At 44.6% G+C, this 4134-nt stretch carries 3 protein-coding genes; 2 read left to right on the top strand and 1 reads right to left on the bottom strand.

Annotation, left to right across the window (positions count from 1 at the left end; all coding sequences use genetic code 11):
• The first annotated feature begins 327 nt into the window (after window positions 1-327).
• Both aceB and aceA read left to right on the top strand, forming a co-directional pair.
• Window positions 328-1962 carry a malate synthase A gene (gene aceB / locus AACT21_RS07325; RefSeq protein WP_094163586.1) on the top strand — a complete coding sequence of 545 codons (1635 nt, stop codon included), beginning with the start codon at window positions 328-330 and terminating at the stop codon, window positions 1960-1962.
• Between the two features lie 135 nt (window positions 1963-2097).
• On the top strand, window positions 2098-3408 hold the full coding sequence (gene aceA / locus AACT21_RS07320; protein WP_013857509.1) for an isocitrate lyase: 1311 nt from the start codon (window positions 2098-2100) through the stop codon (window positions 3406-3408).
• Between the two features lie 93 nt (window positions 3409-3501).
• Here aceA and AACT21_RS07315 read toward each other — a convergent pair whose 3' ends face one another.
• Window positions 3502-3948, bottom strand: a complete 447-nt coding sequence (locus AACT21_RS07315) for a CBS domain-containing protein (RefSeq protein ID WP_038171482.1) — start codon at window positions 3946-3948, stop codon at window positions 3502-3504.
• Window positions 3949-4134: the final 186 nt, after the last annotated feature.

Below are 4134 nucleotides of genomic sequence, written 5' to 3'. Positions count from 1 at the left end.
TAAAACTAAAATCTGCCTTTTTGAGTCATGTAATAAAATAACGTAATAACTTTCATATTTAACAAGGAAATCAAACATAGGTTTGAAACGGGATAAAACTTTGTTTTTAACCTTTCATTAACTTTGTCTCTTTTGCTGAATGCTGAGTTGATGTAAGGTTTAATAAGGTTTTGTAAGACTTATGTCTAGCTTGGTTAGGCTTGAAATATTGGATTGACTGAGAGAAAGTGTCGGTAGAGATAAGTCAGTGGATAGCAAAAAATGAGCATTTGAATTTGTGGTTTTTAAATTACAAATGTAGTTGGAATGGTTTTAAGGAAGAACGTTATGTTTGCACAGACCCCAGAAACAGAGTTAGCACTCAGCAAAGAACACCACGAAGCCAAGCTTGAGGTTGTTGGTGCCGTTGGCTCACATCACCAAGCTATTTTCCCTTCAGAAGCCCAAATCTTCTTGTCCACTCTGTGTGCTAAATTTGCAAGCCGTGTTGATTCGCTGCTGGATGCACGAGAAGAGCGACAAACACGTATTGATAACGGAGAACTGCCGGATTTTCTCAAGGATACGCAAGATATTCGCGAAGGAAGCTGGAAAATTCTCGGTATCCCACACGATTTACAAGATCGTCGAGTGGAGATTACGGGGCCAACCGACCGAAAAATGGTGATCAATGCATTGAATGCTAACGTCAAAGTGTTCATGGCGGATTTTGAGGATTCGATGTCACCAGCATGGGATAAAGTGCTGGATGGGCAAGTCAATTTGCGTGATGCCATTGAAGGAACCATTAGCTATACCAATCCTGACAATGGTAAGTGTTACCAGCTTAAAGATAACCCAGCGGTGCTCATTTGTCGGGTACGCGGTCTGCACCTTAAAGAAAAGCATGTTAAATATGCAGGGCAAAGTATTCCGGGTTCGCTGTTTGATTTTGCACTCTACTTTTACAACAACTATAAATCATTGCTTAAAAAAGGCAGTGGCCCTTATTTTTATCTTCCAAAACTTCAGGCCTATCAAGAAGCAAAGTGGTGGAGTGACGTTTTCCATTTTACCGAAGAGTATTTTGGGTTAGAAACTGGCACCATTAAAGCCACCGTATTGATTGAAACCTTACCCGCCGTGTTCGAGATGGACGAAATATTGTTCTCGCTTAAAGAACACATTGTCGGCTTAAATTGTGGCCGCTGGGATTACATTTTCAGTTATATCAAGACATTGAAAAATTATCCGGATCGGGTGCTACCAGATCGCCAAGTTGTCACAATGGAAAAGCCGTTTCTTAACGCCTATTCACGCTTACTGATCTACACCTGTCATAAGCGTGGCGCATTTGCGATGGGCGGTATGGCCGCGTTCATTCCAGCTAAAGATCCCCAAGAAAATCAGTTGGTTCTCGATAAAATTCATCACGATAAATTACTTGAAGCCAATAATGGTCATGACGGTACTTGGGTTGCCCATCCCGGTTTAGCGGATACGGCAAAAGCGGTCTTTGACCAAGTACTTGGCGAGCGTTGTAACCAATTAGATGTTACGCGTCTGTCTGATGCGCCGATTTATGCCAATGAGCTGTTGACCCCATGTGAAGGGGAGCGTACCGAACATGGCATGCGTCATAATATTCGAGTTGCACTTCAGTACATCGAAGCATGGATCTCCGGCAATGGCTGTGTCCCCATTTATGGTTTGATGGAAGATGCGGCGACCGCAGAGATTTCTCGAGCGTCAATATGGCAATGGATCAAGCATGGAAAAGCCTTGGATAACGGTCTGATTGTTACCAAAGCGCTTTTTGAGCAGTATCTTGCGCAAGAAATTGAAGTCGTGAAACAGGAAATCGGCACGCAGCGATTTGCACAAGGACGATTTAGCGAAGCGGCACAATTGATGGCTCGCTTAACTACCAGCGATGAGCTGACACATTTTCTCACCGTTCCGGGTTATGACTACCTAGATTGATGAGATTTAAAACCAATAACTAATAACCAATTACTGACAACCAATAACGTGAAGCTGTTTTCAAAAGCAGAATAGGTCGTACTGCTGAGAAAAGGATGACAGTGCGCTTGCGCATCAAAATAAGAGGGATAGACCATGACATTAACTCGCCGCCAACAAATCGAAGCTCTAGAAAAAGATTGGGCAACCAACCCACGCTGGAAAAATGTAAAGCGTACTTATACTGCTGCTGAAGTGGTTGACCTGCGCGGTTCAATCACTCCAGCCAACACCTTGGCCCAACGTGGCGCTGATAAATTGTGGTCACTGGTTAACGGCAGTGCCAAAAAAGGTTATGTGAACTGTTTGGGTGCATTGACAGGTGGTCAAGCGGTACAACAAGCCAAAGCGGGAATTGAGGCGATTTATCTCTCCGGCTGGCAAGTAGCGGCAGACAACAACACCGCTTCCACCATGTACCCAGACCAATCGCTCTATCCAGTCGATTCTGTTCCATCGGTGGTCAAGCGCATCAACAACTCGTTTCGTCGTGCCGATCAAATTCAGTGGGCGGCTGGAAAATCACCGGAAGATGAAGGTGGTATTGATTACTTCTTACCGATTGTTGCTGATGCTGAAGCCGGTTTTGGTGGCGTACTCAATGCTTACGAGTTGATGAAGTCGATGATTGAAGCAGGGGCGGCCGGTGTGCACTTTGAAGATCAGTTGGCGTCAGTAAAAAAATGCGGACACATGGGCGGCAAGGTTCTGGTTCCGACTCAAGAAGCGGTTCAAAAATTGATTGCGGCACGTTTGGCCGCTGACGTATCAGGGACAACCACTTTGGTCATTGCTCGTACTGATGCAAACGCGGCGGATCTACTGACCTCGGATTGCGACGCATACGATCGTGATTTTATCCAAGGTGAGCGTACTCAAGAAGGTTTCTATCGCGTGAATGCTGGGATTGAGCAAGCGATTTCACGCGGTCTCGCTTACGCGCCGTATGCTGATCTCGTGTGGTGTGAAACCGCTAAGCCTGATTTGGATGAAGCCCGCCAATTTGCCGAAGCAATTCTAGCGCAATACCCAGATCAACTGCTGGCTTATAACTGTTCTCCCTCTTTCAACTGGGAGAAAAACTTGGATGCAGACACTATTGCTCGTTTCCAGCAAGAGTTGTCGGACATGGGGTACAAATATCAATTCATCACCTTAGCGGGTATTCATAACATGTGGTACAACATGTTTGAGTTAGCACATGCTTACGCGCAAGGCGAAGGTATGCGTCATTACGTTGAGAAAGTTCAGCGTCCAGAGTTTGAAGCAGCATCAAGAGGTTATACCTTTGTTGCACACCAACAAGAGGTGGGAACGGGTTACTTTGACCGGATGACCAATACCATCCAAGGTGGCAGCTCTTCCGTGACCGCGTTAACGGGCTCTACCGAAGAAGACCAATTTTAATTAGCTATACTTCCCAATCATTATCTGTGTAACACCTTTGAGCGGCGTAAGCCGCTCTTTTTTATGTGAGGTACTTATATTAGGGAGTGAGCGTTATTCAATATCGACTTCGTCCGGTTCACTCTCTTCTTGTAGCTCAAGTAAGGTAACAGCTACCCCAATAAAGTCCGTGTCAGTAATAATGCCCACTAGTTGGCCTTTATCTACAACGGGTAAGCAGCCTACTTTATGTTTTTGCATGTAGATAGCACTCTCTTTTAACCCCGCTCGCGGGTCAACCGTCATGATTTCAGTATGCATCACCTCATATAATGGCGTTGTCAGTGTATATGATTGATCTTCAGGGATGTTTTTTAAGCTCGACTCTTGCGCGGCAAGAATATCTCGATGAGTAATGATACCGAGTAGTTTTTTGTGTGGATCGACGATAGGGATATGGCGAATATCCAACGCTTCCATAGTGTGCTTAGCATCGGCTAACGTGTGTGTACGCAACAGGGTATGGGGGTTGCGAGTCATCATGTCTTCAATTTTGATCATAACGAGCTCCTTTTTATTATTGACCTGATTCAACTATAGTTTTTTCTGCGCAAAATATCTGAGAGCTCCCGCTATTTTTACTTTGATTGATGCGTAAAGATTGGGTGCCATTTTCATGTTTAATTACATTAAATTTAGATCTGGGTCTGACGAGCGAAGGTGTTTACGTATATACTACGGCGCTTA

This window comes from Vibrio sp. V08_P9A1T1 (assembly GCF_963874405.1).
Taxonomy (GTDB): Bacteria; Pseudomonadota; Gammaproteobacteria; order Enterobacterales; family Vibrionaceae; genus Vibrio; species Vibrio anguillarum.
The sequence above is the reverse complement of the archived record's forward strand: the minus strand, read 5'-3'. Positions and strand labels throughout refer to the sequence as shown.

Bases quoted from the DNA above. Each gene is read 5' to 3' on its own strand.
- AACT21_RS07315 (WP_038171482.1), bottom strand. From the start codon at position 3,948: ATGATCAAAATTGAAGACATGATGACTCGCAACCCCCATACCCTGTTG.
- aceA (WP_013857509.1), top strand. From the start codon at position 2,098: ATGACATTAACTCGCCGCCAACAAATCGAAGCTCTAGAAAAAGATTGG.
- aceB (WP_094163586.1), top strand. From the start codon at position 328: ATGTTTGCACAGACCCCAGAAACAGAGTTAGCACTCAGCAAAGAACAC.